The sequence below is a fragment of the Paenibacillus sp. J31R30 genome, assembly GCF_059692115.1.
Window position 1 is genome coordinate 460,781 of record NZ_JCAUAV010000001.1, and the last position, 14,124, is coordinate 474,904.

A 14,124-nucleotide genomic window follows, 5' to 3' on the forward strand; every position below is an offset into this window, starting at 1 on the left:
TAAAAACGGAGATGAATAAAAAACTGCAGGAAATTCCTTTGCATCTCATGCTGTTACCTGGTGTCATTCTTACGATTATCTTCAGCTATGTCCCTATCGCAGGGATCGTCATTGCTTTTCAAAAATTTGTTCCCTCCAAAGGTATCTTTCATTCCAAATGGATCGGGCTCGATAATTTCCGCTATATGCTGGAGATGCCCAATTTTAGTAGTGTTGTATGGAATACTGTTTTCATTGCAGTTATGAAGATCATCGTACACTTAATAGTGCCAGTCATTTTTGCCCTGCTTTTAAATGAGGTCATAAGCACAGCCTTCAAACGGACCGTACAAACCATTATCTATTTTCCTTATTTTCTGTCCTGGGTAATCCTGGGAGGTATTCTAATTGATATTCTCTCGCCTTCAGGCGGGATTGTGAATCAGATGCTTGGTCTACTTGGCATCAAACCTATTTTTTTTCTTGGCAACGAAAACTGGTTTCCTTTTACACTTGTCGCATCTGACACTTGGAAGGAATTCGGATATAGCACGATCGTTTATTTAGCCGCCCTAACGGCAATAGATCAGTCTTTGTATGAAGCTGCGGTTGTAGATGGAGCTAATCGCTGGAAGCAGACACTCCACGTTACAATTCCCGGCATGCTGCCTATTGTCACACTGATGACTGTTCTGAGCTTAGGAAATGTACTGAACGCTGGGTTCGATCAGGTGTTCAATCTGTACAGTCCAATGGTTTATAGCACAGGAGATATTATTGATACGATGGTTTACCGGATCGGCTTAGTAGATGCGCAATACGGCGTAGCGACGGCGGTAGGATTGTTTAAATCCGTTATTGCTTTCATCTTAATTGTGATTTCGAATAAGCTTGCCAATCGGTATACCGGTTATCGGATATTTTAAAGTAAGGGGGAAAGGCTGTGCAGAAAGTTTCAACGAGCAGAAAATTATTTCTGATCATCAACTATCTATTGTTGGGTTTGATCGCCTTCCTATGTCTATTGCCGCTTATTAACGTGCTGGCCATCTCTTTCAGTTCTAGCAGTGCAGCAGCAGGGGGATTCGTCAAGCTTTGGCCAGTGGATTTCACGATAGCGTCCTATAAACATGCTTTAACGAAAAAGGAATTTATGGAGGGCTTGCTTGTTTCGATACAAAGAGTAGCGCTTGGTTATGCGATTAATATGGTGGTTACCATCTTGATTGCTTATCCACTTTCGAAAGAAACGACGGTGCTCCGTGCAAGGAATGTGTATGCTTGGTTCTTTATCATCACGATGCTTTTCCATGGCGGACTTATTCCTAGCTATATGACGATGAAAACACTCGGATTGCTGGACACGATTTGGGCGCTGGTACTTCCCGGAGCTGTACATGTGTTCAATATGATTTTGCTGCTGAACTTTTTCCGCAATTTACCCAAGGAAATTGAAGAGGCTGCGTACATTGATGGAGCGGGTCACTGGAAGGTGCTATGGAGCATGTATATTCCATTGTCCAAGCCTGCGTTGGCAACAATCACCTTATTTACCGTGGTTATGCACTGGAATTCGTGGTTTGACGGCTTGATTTACATGAACTCGCCTTCGAATTATCCGCTGCAGAGCTATTTGCAAACGATAATTGTCAATCCTGACTCCAGTACACTTTCGTCAACTGAGCTGTACATGTCAGAGGTGTCAGACCGTACGTTCAAGGCAGCGCAAGTATTCCTTGCGGCATTGCCGATATTGGTATTTTATCCATTCTTACAAAAATATTTCATGAAGGGCCTAGTCATGGGCAGTGTGAAAGGTTAACACATGGGGCTGCCTTCGGCAGTCCATTTCTTTTGGGGAGGCATTTACAATGAGCGAGAACATCATAGAACGGCTTCGGGAGATGTCCGTGGAGGATCAAGTAGGTCAGCTGAAAAAAGCGACAGATGGTGATGTGCTGAAAGAGTGGCAGCAATCGGGCGTTAAGTTTACTTCGACTGGCGGTCGACTGGAGGAAACCTATTACTCAGCGCTGCGCAAGCTGTTCGATTGCATCGTACCTACGATGGGAGATGCGCCTGTGCTTCACGAGGGTGGTATTTATTTAGGCTGCTGGATGGAAAGCACAGGGACGATCAACAATGAATTGCTGTCGCGTTTCCTGCCAACGGTATCGGAGGATACGTTTCAGCTGTTCGCAGATTATCAGAAGGAAGACGGTCAGCTGCCCTATAAAGTAACGGAGAACGGTCCGGCTTTTCGGCAAATCCAAATGGTTACCCCGCTGGCTAGAAGCGTGTGGAATCACTATACGTTGAACGGGCGAAATCAAGATTTTTTGCGGAAAATGTATGAGGCGATGGTACGCCATGATGAATGGCTTGTAACGTATCGCAATACTCGGAATACCGGCTGTGTAGAGGCTTTTTGCACGTTCGATACGGGGCATGATCTATCTCCGCGATTCTGGCATGTGCCGGATTCCGCTCATCTGGACGATGCACGGCAGTATAACCCAGATTCACCGACCTTGCCTTTCTTAGCGCCGGATCTGACAGCGAATGTGTATTGTCAGCGTCTTTACTTATCGCGAATGGCGAAGGAGCTGGGTGACGAGAAGGCGGCAGCGGAGTGGAACGTAAAAGCTGAACAGTCCTTGGACAGCTTGTTCGTGAATTGCTTCGATGAAATGGATGCATTCTTCTATGATGTGGATCGTAACGACGAATTTGTTCGGATTCAGTCTGATGTTTTATTACGAGTGCTTGCATGTGAGGTGGGCGATGGGGAGTTCTTTGCAGCTTCGCTGCGGAAGTATTTGCTCAACACGAGCAAGTTTTTTGCCAAATATCCATTTACATCCATTGCGATGGACGATCCGCGCTTCGATCCATTTTCTAGCTACAATACGTGGGCTGGCACATCGAATTTCTTGAGCTTGATTCGGACGCCCCATGCCTTCGAGCATCATCATCGCTATGTGGAGCTGACTTGGGTGCTGAACCCAATCATTACTGCGTTGGCACAGATGACTCGATTTGCCCAAACGGTAAGCCCGTGGACAGGGAAAGAAGGATTTACGGAGTCTTACTCGCCAGCCATATTGTGCCTGCTGGACTTCGTTGAACGGTTTTGTGGCATTTTGCCTAGACCGGATGGGGAGCTATGGTTCACTTCATTGGTGCCGTATCCGCAGGATCACGGCGAGGTTATGGCTGCGGAGACTGGATATAGTCGAATCGTCGATGGTGTCACGTTTGAGTTCGTCACGACGAGAGAAGGCAGCACAGTTTATCGCAATGGCGTGGCTTATTTGACGATACCGTACGGGACTAGGGCCGTGACAGACCGCAGCGGGCGACTGAAAGCTATTATTGGTATGAGCGTTCGTACAATTGAGGAGACCGTTTCGTATGAAGGTCAGGAAATTCCGTTGATTGTGAAAGGTAATGAGCAGGTAGAGCTTTCAGAGGGGCGATTTGTTAGTGTGCGCGATCTGGGAATTATTTATCCAACGTATCGGTAACTCAGGAGGTAGCTAGTGATGGCGATGATCAAAAATAGTGATATACAGATTAGAGATCCTTTTGTTGTTCCTGTAAAAGAGGAAGGGCAGTACTATCTGTTCGGCAGCACCGACGCGAATATTTGGGGCAAGGGGACCGGATTTGACGTGTACGTGGGCAAGGATTTGCAGGAGTGGGAGGGCCCTTATACGGTCTTTCGGCCAGAGGAGGATTTCTATGCCGAGAATAATTTCTGGGCACCGGAAGTGTACAAGTACGAGGACCGCTATTTTATGTTCGCGACCTTCCGCCGGAAGGACAATAACTTGCTGGGAACAGCTGTCCTGGCAAGTGACAGTCTGTTAGGGCCTTTCACGCCGCACAGTGATGGTCCCGTAACCCCGAAGGACTGGTGCTCTCTAGACGGGACGTTGTTCATTGATGACGAGGGGCTGCCTTGGATCGTATTTTGCCGTGAATGGCAGCAGGTACGAGATGGTCAGGTTTGTGCAGTACGTTTGACCAAGGATCTTAAGGATATCATCGGTGAGCCTGTCGTCCTCTTTTCCGCTTCGCAAGCCTCGTGGCCGACATCCTTCCAGCATCCACGTTTCCCAGGTCAGGATAACTATGTGACAGATGGTCCGTCCTTTTATCGTGCAGCGAACGGGAACTTGCTCATGCTATGGGCCAGCTTCATACATAACACGTATGCGTTAGGAGTAGCAAAGTCTGTCTCCGGGAACGTGTTGGGTCCTTGGGTGCAGGAGGAAGAAGCACTGTTTCAGAGCGATGGCGGACATGCGATGCTTTTCCATACCTTCGAGGGAAGCTTGATGCTCGCGATCCATTCCCCGAATCAAACGCCGAATGAGCGGCCTCATTTCTTTGAAATTGAAGAGAAGGATGGCAAGCTGAGGGTGCTTGGGGTGTAGGTAAATAGGTTGAGATTGAAAGAGCTGCCGTGAGGTAGCTCTTTGTTTGCGTAAAGTGGAAATTTGATGGAGAAACAGCTTTAGGTGATTGTCTGCGAGTTAGTCGAAGTAATCGAGTAACGCGTGTGCGACAGTGGCGTTTGGTTTGTATCTCACAACAAATAAATAGGCTGTCCCAAAGTATATTCTGCTACTTAAGGACAGCCTATCAATTTATGGCACTATAGTTTACCTTCGATGTCTATTTTGCTTGTTGGCCGAAAAAGCGCACTCTACTTCCCTCACCAGACGCAGCCTTTGGTATCCTAAACGACACCTTGTGCAATCATAGCGTCAGCTACTTTAGTAAAGCCTGCAATATTGGCGCCTACTACGAGATTGCCTGGATGGCCATATTCCTCTGCAGCTTGGACAGCGCTTCTATAAATATTTTTCATAATTGCGTGGAGCTTGTCGTCAACCTCATGGAACTGCCAGGAGTATCTCATGCTGTTTTGCGACATTTCAAGTGCGGATACAGCAACACCGCCTGCATTAGCCGCCTTGGCTGGTCCAAACAACACACCTGCTTGCAGGAATACATCAATGGCTTCCAAGGTAGATGGCATATTTGCGCCTTCCCCAACTGCTTTTACCCCGTTGCTTACAAGAATTTTCGCTGATGCCTCATTAATCTCGTTCTGTGTTGCGCTAGGAAGTGCGATATCACATGGAATAGTCCAAATGCCATGACAACCTTCATGATAGGTTGCGGTTGGATGCTCTTTTACATATTCGCTGATTCTTGTTCTTTCAACTTCCTTCAACCGTCTAAGCGTTTCTAGGCAAATTCCATTTTTATCATAAATGTAGCCGTTGGAGTCGCTGCAAGCTACGACCTTAGCGCCTAACTGTACTGCTTTTTCAATGGAATATGTAGCCACATTCCCAGAGCCAGAAACGACGACGGTGCTTCCCTCGAAGCTCAGACCTTTGGATTGCAGCATTTCATTCACAAAGTAAACACAACCATATCCAGTCGCTTCGGTACGTCCTAAGCTGCCGCCGTAGATGATCCCTTTACCAGTCAATACACCAGCCTCATGAGCTCCGCGAATTCGCTTATACTGACCGAACATATAACCAATTTCGCGCGCGCCAACGCCAATGTCCCCAGCTGGTACGTCCGTGTCTTGACCAATATATTTATAAAGCTCTGTCATGAAGCTTTGGGTAAAACGCATGATTTCGTTATCAGACTTTCCTTTGGGATCGAAATCAGAGCCGCCTTTACCGCCGCCGATCGGCTGACCTGTGAGCGAGTTTTTGAGTGTTTGTTCAAACCCAAGAAATTTAATAATACTCGCATTAACGGAAGGATGAAAACGCAAACCGCCCTTGTATGGCCCAATTGCACTGTTAAACTGCACACGGAAACCACGATTTACTTGTGTTTTCCCTTGGTCATCTACCCAGGGTACTCGGAAAGTGATTAATCGCTCCGGCTCTACAAGCCGCTCAAGGATACCGTGTTTCATGTACTTCGGCTGCTTAGAGAGAACTGGAATCAAGGACTCGATAATTTCTTTAACAGCTTGATGGAACTCAGTCTCATTCGGATTGCGTTTGACTACGGCTTCGTAAATGCCATGTACATATTCTCTTGCAGCTACATCATTGTCCACTTGAACTAACACCACGTCATCCACCTTCGCATATCAAATATAGTAAAAAGTTTATTAGTATAGTTTTACCTTATTCCAGCCAATTGGGCAATCAAAATTTACATGTCATGTAAGCTTACTAAGTTATGTCAACAAAGTACCCATAAGAATAGATGCGTGTGAGGGGATCGGACGATATGCTGAATTCCCCTTTAATTGTGAGATGATGGTTAAATAGTTCATCTCCATTTTGGACTAAATTTACAGTTTGTAGTATAATTTACAGACTCTTAATGGAATGATCCTTAAGGTTCAAGCCTACACTGTTCAAAGTAAAGGAAATCGCTACATGGATAATCGAACAAACCGTACAGATCCACGCATACTCCGAACACGTCAGTTGCTCAAAGATGCCTTCGTGGCACTGCTTCAGGAAATGAATATCGATAAAATATCGGTCAATCGTATTGCAGAGCGCGCTACGATCAATCGTGTTACCTTTTATCTGCATTATCGGGACATTCCTGATATGATGGAGCGAATGGCAGATGATATGATCGAGGAAATATCTACTATTTTGAACGAGGCGATGGGAAAGCAGACTTCCGCAGAAGAGGAAGATTGGCCTGTACTTGTGAGTCTTCTCGAACATATTGCTGAGAATGCTGCATTCTATAAAGTCATTTTCGCGGCGCAGCGTATTCCGATCTTTACGGATCGTTTGTTAAAACTGTTGACAGAAATGGTTACATTAAGAATTGAGAGAATGGGGAACGAGTCCACCATTACTTCAGCAGGTATTCAAAAGGACATTGCCATTTGGTACGGATCATCAGCCTTGATCGGCACGATCGTTGCTTGGCTCCGGAAGGATATGCCGTATACGCCGATTTTTCTAGCCAAACAATTTATGTTGATGCGAACACTTTCATAAAAATGGGAGTTCCTCAGTTACTCCGACCATTCTTGGTATTTAAATAATCACACTATCACAAGGCTTCCTCAGGGTTAACTCCCATGTAGGCAGCCTTTTTTCGTGTCAGCAACCCTTCAAATCCAACTTGTTAACTCAACGAAAACATGTATATTGAGTCATCCGTTCGAACTGGGTATGCTTGGAACATTCAACGGATGGGAGTGTATATGAGATGACAACAGAACAGTGGATAAGAAACGCCTGGGAACAAGGTGTCCGCAAGGTGAAGAACACAAGTCTTCGCGTAGGAGCTAGTTTCCCGCACGGCTCGAACGAGGGTCAATTTCAATTAACCTCGCCGCATTACTGGACAGCAGGCTTCTGGCCAGGACTTTTATGGCTCATTTATCAAGATCGCCAAGATGAACAATTACGCCAACTAGCCGAGAGCTGCGAGGCGAAGATGGATGCCGTGATCGAGGCTTATGAGCCTCTAGATCATGATATGGGCTTCATGTGGACGCTAACTTCGATCGCGAACTGGCAACTCACAGGCAACGAACCTTCCAAACGCAGAGCTTTGAAGATAGCCAGCCATTTGGCGGCGCGCTTCAATATTAAGGGGAATTTTATCCGTGCGTGGAACAGCCCCGAGCGGGTCGGATGGGCGATCATCGATTGCATGATGAATTTGCCGCTTCTCTACTGGGCGTCGCAACAATCGGGCGACCCCCGCTTTAAGCATATCGCAGAGGCGCACGCCGGAATGGCCGCCAAACAGTTTATTCGCGAGGATGGCTCAGCGTATCATATCGTGTGCTTCGATCCAGAGACAGGTGAGCGCACCGGTGCTCTCGGCGGCCAAGGCTATGCGGAAGAATCCGCATGGGCACGGGGTTCGGCATGGTCGATCTATGGCTCGGTGCTCAGCTACCGCCATACCGGCCGTGCCGATCTCTTAGCAGCAGCGGAGCATGCTGCTGGATTCTTCCTCTCACACTTACCTGAGGATAAGGTGCCGTACTGGGACTTCCGCTTGCCATCCTTCGAGGGGGCATCGCGCGATACAAGTGCCGCAGCAATTGCGGCAAGCGGACTGCTTGATCTAGCCAAAGTATGCGAAGGCGATCGGGCACTGTTTTATAAGGAACAAGCGTGTGCGATCTTGCAGTCCTTAGCGAACAACTATCAGGCAGATGATTCGGAAGAAGCTATTCTACTCTCTGGGACGGGCAACGTACCGATGAATCAGAATATCAATAAGCCGCTCATCTACGGTGATTACTATTACATGGAAGCGTTGGCGAAGCTGCAGGGACATCCCTCTTTCTGGGAGTAGGGAGTCTACTGGAAATGAAAATCAATCAGAATTTTGTGGATGTTGCAGAAGCATTACAACCGAAGCTTTATGAAGCTGAGGTCATACCGGAGGCGTCTGTTGAGGTTTACGCAGATGACAATGCCTTTCAAGGGTGGGGCGTTCGGAATGTACAGAGCTTCGAAGAGATCAAGGCTATGACTTTTGGTAAAGATGACAGCTTTACCTTGGACTTTGGCGATCATCGTGTGGGATATATTACGTTAGGAGTTTCAGCTGTTGGCAGCCCTCCAGATGCACCGCTCGGATTGAAGCTCATCTTTGGCGAAATGCCTTGTGAAGTGGCAGAGCCTTTCGAGAACTATCAAGGTTGGTTAAGTCGCACGTGGTTGCAGGAAGAAACTTTCTATGTAGATATACTTCCAGCGGTGATCAAACTGCCTAGACGATATTGTTTCCGCTATATGAAGGTGATCGTGCTGGATACTTCTCCGAAATATAAGGTGGCATTTACGGAGATTAGTTGTACGACTGTAACTTCTGCGGATGTCACTAGGCTAATGCCTTTGCCGGATCACGTGAGTTTGAAATTGAAGAAATTGGATCATATTGGCATTCGGACACTTGCGGATTGCATGCAAACTGTCTTCGAAGATGGTCCTAAGCGTGATCGCAGACTTTGGATAGGAGATTTGCGGCTGCAAGCGTTAGCTAATTATGAGACTTTTGGAAATAACGATCTCGTTAAACGCTGCTTATATTTATTTGCTGGGATGAGACTGGATGGAGGCGAGGTTGGCGCCTGTGTGTTCGAGAAGCCACATCCGCATGTGGATGACACACTTCTGTATGATTATTCGCTGTTGTTTGTAGCGACACTCCATGATTATTATATCACGAGTGGTGATAAGGAAACACTTTCACAACTGTGGCCTATTGCGTGGGAGCAGCTTCGAATCGGATTGCGTCGACTGGATCAAAATAACTTGGTAAAAGATGATGCAACCGGGTGGTGCTTCATTGATTGGCACCAAGATTTGAACAAACAGGCACCCGCACATGCGGTGCTGATCTATTGTTTGAAACGAGGCTTAACATTAGCTAATGAGCTGATGATGTTTGATGAATGTAACCAATTGGAAAGTTACATCCAGGCTACAACCACAGCTGCATTGACGTATTTATGGGATGCGGAGAACATGGTCTTTATTAGTGGAAGTGACGCTCAAGTCTCGTGGGCTTCACAGATCTGGATGGTCCTTGCTGAGGTGCAAAGCCAAGAGAAGAATGCGGCATTGCTGGAGAACATGTATAAGTTGCCAACCGCAATTCCGATTAACACACCTTATATGTACCATCATCTCATTGAGGCGTTGATCACGAGTGGCAATAGAGAACGAGCATTAGAACGAATGCATTACTATTGGGGAGGTATGATCGAGGATGGAGCGGACTGCTTCTGGGAGTTGTATAATCCTTCGGATAAATCATTTTCTCCTTATGGAAGCAATTTGATCAATAGTTATTGCCATGCTTGGAGCTGCACATCCACGTATTTTGTAAGAAAATATTTTGTTTGACGATGAATGAAAGCCAGGAATCCTATGGCTCGGTGCTCAGCTACCGCCATACCGGCCATGCCGATCTCTTAGCAGCAGCGGAGCATGCTGCTGTTATTCCGCAGATGATTCTGAGGAAGCAATCCTGCTCTCCGGGACCGGCAACGTACCGATGAATCAGAATATCAATAAGCCGCAGATTGACGGTGACTATTACTTTTGGAAGCATTGGCGAAACTCCAAGGTCATCCCTCTTTTTGGGAAATAGGAGCATCCAAAGCCTAATATACCAAGCATAATACGCATGTATATCCCAAGAAAAAGTGTATATCGGACAGCAAAAATCCGCGATATATCAGCCTGTTAACTGATCGAAATCATGTATATTGTACAGGTGGCAGATCAGCAGGTACGATGAGTTCAAATTACAGAGCAGGGAAGTGACACCGATGAGTCAAGCGAACCCGCCTTCAACATCCGCTATAGTCAGTCAGAAGGCGAGCCCAGTAAAAGCCAAAAGTAATTGGTTGGTTAGGAAGTATGGTAAACGCGTACTTAAACAAAATATTCCTTTGTACATCATGTTTGTACCCGTCATCGCTTTCTTCCTTATATTTAAATATTACCCGATGTCGGGCTTAGTCATTGCCTTTAAGAAGTACAGCTTCATTAAAGGGATCTGGGGCAGCCCTTGGGCAGGATTTGATAACTTTAAAATGATTTTTCAAACAAAACAAATTTTTAATATCGTGTGGAACACCCTTAAACTGAGTGGGTTAAGCATCATACTTGGCTTCCCGGTTCCTATTATCTTAGCGCTGCTGCTTAATGAAGTGAGGAAGATGGCCTTTAAGCGACTGGTACAGACGCTGGTATATTTGCCGCATTTTCTCAACTGGGTCATTGTTGGGGGCATCGTCGTGACGGTCTTTTCACAAAGTACAGGTACACTCAGTCATGTAATTGAAAAGATGTTTGGCGAATCGTATCCGTTCTTATATAAAGAAGCTTCATGGATTTCCATTTATTTGGGAGCGGGCATTTGGAAGGAAGCGGGTTGGAACGCGATTATTTATCTCGCAGCACTAACATCCATTGACCAAAGTTTATATGAAGCATCAAGCATAGATGGCGCCAATAAATGGCAGCAAACGATACGGATCACATTGCCGGCGATTATGCCAACGATCATCATTATGTTGATTTTGAAAATCGGACATCTGATGGAGTTAGGTTTCGACCAAGTATTTGTCCTTCAGAATAATGCCGTTCTTGAAATATCCGAAGTCATTAGTACCTTTATGTACAAAATTGGTATTCAGCAAGCGAATTTCAGTCTTGCAACTGCGATGGGATTGTTTGAATCCCTGGTAGGTCTCATCTTGGTACTTGCAGCTAATCGCATTGCACGCCGTTTTGGCCAAGGTTTATGGTAGGCGAATACGCAATGCGCGGACTACGTTAAGAAGGAGAAGCTTATGAATCATACACGTGGAGAAAAAGTATTTTTCGGCATCAACTATATACTCTTGTCTATCATTGGTCTCAGCTGCTTATTGCCGATTGTGCATATATTTGCACTGTCTCTCAGTGATAAACACGCGTTAATGTCGGGATTAGTCAGCTTCTGGCCTGTCAATTTTAGCTTAGATGGCTATAGAGCACTTTTTAAGGAAAGCCCAATCATGACGGACTTTAAGAATAGTCTGATTATTACGGTGGTAGGTACATGTCTGAACATGGTGTTCACGATCTTGGCTGCATACCCGTTGTCGAAACGTTATTTTATCGGACGTAAGTTCTATTCTTTCGCAATTATTTTCACCATGCTGTTCTCTGCGGGTCTCATTCCTACTTACTTGTTAATCCAAAAATTGGGCCTCATCAATAGTTACGGCGCCCTGTGGCTGCCTGGCTTGATTACCGTATACAATCTATTGGTTTTGAAAAGCTTTTTCGAAGGATTGCCGGAAGAGTTGGAGGAGTCTTCGCGTATTGATGGATGCTCCGAATGGCGCTTAATTATTCAGATCGTATTGCCATTGTCATTGCCAGTCCTAGCTGCATTAACTTTATTCTATGGAGTTGCCCACTGGAATGCCTTTATGAATGTACTGATTTTCATTAATGATTCCAGCAAATTGAATTTAGCTGTACTGGTTCAACAAATGATTCAGAATCAAAGTTTGATGCAAGAGCTGACGAATACACAGCCTGAAATGGCCGCATTGATTACGCCGGAAGGTGTGAAAGCATCAGGTGTCATCGTAATGACTGTACCGATGTTGATTATCTATCCATTCTTGCAACGGTTCTTCGTAAAAGGTGTCATGATCGGCGCTGTGAAAGGATAATGGGAATTATTTGAAAGGGGTGATGTGCAGCGCTAAACATGGTAGGCTAAGGTTTATAAGGATATGAAATTATTGGGGTTATTAAAAAATTGCACGTACATATTCTGAGGGGTGACTTATTCATATGAAGAAGATCAGCAAAATGAAAGCAACGTCCGTTTCCTTAGCTCTAGTACTATCAAGCACAGCACTACTTACCGCTTGTGCTTCGGATAAAAAGACTGATAGTGCAACAACTACGCCAGGCACTGCTGCCACAGCTGCGGCAAGTGCGAAACCAGCAGGACCTAAGCCGAAAATTACGGTTTCCATTTATGATCGTAACAATGTACCTGAAGGTGAAGGTTCGATTACAAATAACCGTTGGACGAAGTGGATTAATGAGAATGCGCCTGTGCAAGTTGAGTTTATTCCTGTTCCACGTACGAACTCTTCAGAGAAATGGAACGTTCTGTTCGCTGCTGGGCAAGCACCTGACTTAATCATGGAATTCTCGAATCCTTATATGAAGGATTTGGCGTCCAAAGGGCAAATTATTCCGCTCGATGATGCCATTTCGAAGTATTCCACAAACTACAAAAAGATGATCGCTGGCAATGAGTCATTACAAAAATTAACAAGATATAACGGAAAAACGTTTTTCATGGGTCGCACGTTGCCATTCTCAGCTAACCACTATGTTATGATTCGCCAAGACTGGTTAGATAAATTAAAGCTTCCAATGCCTAAAACGACAGAAGAATATCTGAAAGTCGCGAAAGCGTTCACAGAGCAAGATCCAGACGGTAATGGCAAAAAGGATACACTCGGTTCAACATTCTTTGACGTAGACTATTTCTATCAATTAGGTCAAGCAAGTGATGAGACATTAGGGATGGTCACATCCTATCACCTAATCAATGATCAGTATGTACGGACATGGGATCGTCCAAAAGCAGATTTAGCATTTAGAAAAGCGCTATATGACGCTGGTACTGTAGATAAAGATACGTTCACTGATAAAAATATGGCGAAAGCACAGCAGGATTGGGTAAACGGCAAGCTTGGCATTTATGGTTCAGATGTGTTGGAAGGTGCTAAAGGTTACGACGTCTACAATACGCTGATGAAAAATAACCCAGATGCGAAAGTAACTGTTCTACCGCTTCCTAAGTCTGAAATCGGTCAATTCTCACCTGCAGGTGCTGTTCCTATGCAATTTACATCTGCGATTAATGCAACTGCGAAAAACGTAGAAGCTGTTGTTCAATATGTGGATTGGTTAATGAACCCAGATGTTCAAAAAACATTGATGTACGGTATGGAAGGCGTTCACCATAAAATGGTAGATGGTTGCCCGAAACCGATTGATGCAGAGAAAAACAAGAAAGAATTGAATTGGAACGGCGATTTCCAAATGATGTCTCAGACAGGTACAATGGGCAAATGTGTGGATTACACAAACCAATTGGATCCTTCGAAGCCTAACGATAAAGCGTATATCGACTTGATCAAGCAAGGTAGAGATGCTTATATCACGCCAGATCGTCCAACAACATCTGAGATCGTACTGCCAGTTACATTGCCAGATGATTTGACAGTAATTAAGAACACGTTGAAGAATACACTAATCAACATCTATACAAAAGCAGTTGTTGGTGGAGCAAGCTACACCGTTGATCAAGCGATGAAAGATGCGCAAGATGCTTGGGATAAAGGCGGCGGTAAGAAAGTCGATGACTTCTTAACAAAAGCCTACACAGATAACAAGAAAGACGTTATTTATACAAAAGATTACTATAAATTGTTGACGAAATAAGAAGTAAGAAATAAGAAACGAAGAAGTTCAACACAGTAGTTCATCATGCGCTTCCTTCCTGCAGCAAATTTGTTCGGGAAGGAAGCGTTTTTCCTTAGTAAGCATTTTTAATATG

General features: G+C 45.1%; 12 protein-coding genes. 10 read left to right on the forward strand and 2 right to left on the reverse strand.

All coding sequences use genetic code 11. From position 1 onward, the window contains the following. Positions 1-11: 11 nt before the first annotated feature. From AC58QO_RS01510 to AC58QO_RS01525, 4 genes are read left to right on the forward strand one after another with little or no spacing between them, the layout of a single operon-like run. Positions 12-905, forward strand: coding sequence for an ABC transporter permease (locus AC58QO_RS01510; protein WP_497263401.1), 894 nt, complete (start codon positions 12-14; stop codon positions 903-905). Positions 906-922: 17 nt separating this feature from the next. Then, complete coding sequence (locus AC58QO_RS01515) at positions 923-1,801, forward strand: carbohydrate ABC transporter permease (protein ID WP_497263403.1); 879 nt, start codon at positions 923-925, stop codon at positions 1,799-1,801. Between the two features lie 49 nt (positions 1,802-1,850). Further along, positions 1,851-3,506, forward strand: a complete 1,656-nt coding sequence (locus tag AC58QO_RS01520; RefSeq protein WP_497263405.1) for an MGH1-like glycoside hydrolase domain-containing protein — start codon at positions 1,851-1,853, stop codon at positions 3,504-3,506. A 24-nt stretch (positions 3,507-3,530) separates the two neighbouring features. Further along, a complete protein-coding gene (locus AC58QO_RS01525; protein WP_497264359.1) occupies positions 3,531-4,421 on the forward strand; it encodes a glycoside hydrolase family 43 protein in 891 nt (296 codons plus the stop codon). A 305-nt stretch (positions 4,422-4,726) separates the two neighbouring features. On the opposite strand, the gene gdhA is transcribed toward AC58QO_RS01525, so the two are convergent. Continuing rightward, positions 4,727-6,097, reverse strand: a complete 1,371-nt coding sequence (gene gdhA / locus AC58QO_RS01530; protein WP_497263407.1) for an NADP-specific glutamate dehydrogenase — start codon at positions 6,095-6,097, stop codon at positions 4,727-4,729. A gap of 316 nt (positions 6,098-6,413) precedes the next feature. On the opposite strand from gdhA, the gene AC58QO_RS01535 reads away from it, so the two are divergent. The 3 genes from AC58QO_RS01535 (at position 6,414) to AC58QO_RS01545 (ending at position 9,878) form a co-directional block, all read left to right on the forward strand. Continuing rightward, positions 6,414-6,998 carry a TetR/AcrR family transcriptional regulator gene (locus tag AC58QO_RS01535; protein WP_497263409.1) on the forward strand — a complete coding sequence of 195 codons (585 nt, stop codon included), beginning with the start codon at positions 6,414-6,416 and terminating at the stop codon, positions 6,996-6,998. 214 nt (positions 6,999-7,212) lie between these two features. Next, entirely contained in the window at positions 7,213-8,319 is a 1,107-nt protein-coding gene (locus AC58QO_RS01540) for a glycoside hydrolase family 88 protein (protein WP_497263411.1), read from the forward strand. Between the two features lie 14 nt (positions 8,320-8,333). Further along, complete coding sequence (locus AC58QO_RS01545) at positions 8,334-9,878, forward strand: alpha-L-rhamnosidase-related protein (RefSeq protein ID WP_497263413.1); 1,545 nt, start codon at positions 8,334-8,336, stop codon at positions 9,876-9,878. A 40-nt stretch (positions 9,879-9,918) separates the two neighbouring features. Here AC58QO_RS01545 and AC58QO_RS01550 read toward each other — a convergent pair whose 3' ends face one another. Beyond that, complete coding sequence (locus AC58QO_RS01550; protein WP_497263415.1) at positions 9,919-10,086, reverse strand: hypothetical protein; 168 nt, start codon at positions 10,084-10,086, stop codon at positions 9,919-9,921. Positions 10,087-10,306: 220 nt separating this feature from the next. Between AC58QO_RS01550 and AC58QO_RS01555 the strand changes: the two genes are divergently transcribed. From AC58QO_RS01555 to AC58QO_RS01565, 3 genes are all read left to right on the forward strand, one after another. Next, complete coding sequence (locus AC58QO_RS01555) at positions 10,307-11,293, forward strand: ABC transporter permease (RefSeq protein ID WP_497263417.1); 987 nt, start codon at positions 10,307-10,309, stop codon at positions 11,291-11,293. 42 nt (positions 11,294-11,335) lie between these two features. Beyond that, complete coding sequence (locus AC58QO_RS01560) at positions 11,336-12,211, forward strand: carbohydrate ABC transporter permease (RefSeq protein ID WP_497263419.1); 876 nt, start codon at positions 11,336-11,338, stop codon at positions 12,209-12,211. A gap of 124 nt (positions 12,212-12,335) precedes the next feature. After that, the gene (locus AC58QO_RS01565) at positions 12,336-14,009 is read left to right on the forward strand and encodes an extracellular solute-binding protein (RefSeq protein ID WP_497263421.1); all 1,674 of its coding nucleotides are present in this window, start codon (positions 12,336-12,338) and stop codon (positions 14,007-14,009) included. The last annotated feature ends 115 nt before the right edge of the window (positions 14,010-14,124 follow it).